The sequence below is a fragment of the Mesorhizobium sp. M7A.F.Ca.US.011.01.1.1 genome (assembly GCF_003998295.1).
Lineage (GTDB): Bacteria > Pseudomonadota > Alphaproteobacteria > Rhizobiales > Rhizobiaceae > Mesorhizobium.
The window spans coordinates 1-630 of sequence record NZ_RZRT01000224.1; the positions used below are offsets into that span (position 1 = coordinate 1).

Annotated in this window: 1 protein-coding gene and 1 pseudogene; one reads left to right on the plus strand and one right to left on the minus strand. The window is 66.2% G+C overall.

Annotation, left to right across the window (positions count from 1 at the left end):
* The first annotated feature begins 67 nt into the window (after positions 1-67).
* Positions 68-244 carry a DUF1403 family protein gene (locus tag EOA13_RS37445; RefSeq protein ID WP_245490616.1) on the plus strand — a complete coding sequence of 59 codons (177 nt, stop codon included), beginning with the start codon at positions 68-70 and terminating at the stop codon, positions 242-244.
* Here EOA13_RS37445 and EOA13_RS37450 read toward each other — a convergent pair.
* Positions 229-528: pseudogene (locus EOA13_RS37450) on the minus strand (SMC-Scp complex subunit ScpB); the annotation flags it as partial. The gene EOA13_RS37445 and the pseudogene EOA13_RS37450 overlap by 16 nt on opposite strands.
* Positions 529-630 lie beyond the last annotated feature (102 nt).

Consider the following 630-nt stretch of genomic DNA (forward strand, 5'->3'; position numbering starts at 1 on the left):
TCGCACCGAGGGCGCGCGCGGGAGCGCAACAAGGCTCCGGCCGGGAGGGGGCGGGTTTGAACGGGCGATGTGCCTGGCACTGGCGCAGGGTGCCGCCGAGGCCTGCCAGCTGGGAGCTGAGCTCGGCCGGCGCGCCGATCGGCTGGTGGCGGTGACGCCAAAACTCCGCGCCAAGGGCGCGGGCGAGGCGATCCAGAAGCTGCTCGACGAAGATGCGGTTTCCGGGTTGATCGGCTGGAAATAGGCGATGCACATCAGCACCAGCCCCTCCGACTGCGACAGGGGCCTTTTTCCCCCACCGTCGGCACCCTGGCCGGTCGCGGCCCGAATGGCATCGGCGAAGATTTTCCGGGTGCGGTGCTGCCAGCCGCCAGCGACAGCGACCAGTTCGTAGGGACGTCCACGCAATTCGTCGCGGATGTCATCGATGATCAGGTCGATATTGCAACTCTTGCCGACGACGCGCGCAAGGACCTCGCGTGTCACCGGCTCGGCGGCGGCAAAAGTCACGGCTTCGACGCAGCCCATCCATTCACGCCAACGCAGTTCCGCCGGCAAATGCTCGAGTTCGGTGTCCACAGCATTCGCTGGACCTCCCTTTCGTCATTCTTTCCTTCGGACGTTTTCGCC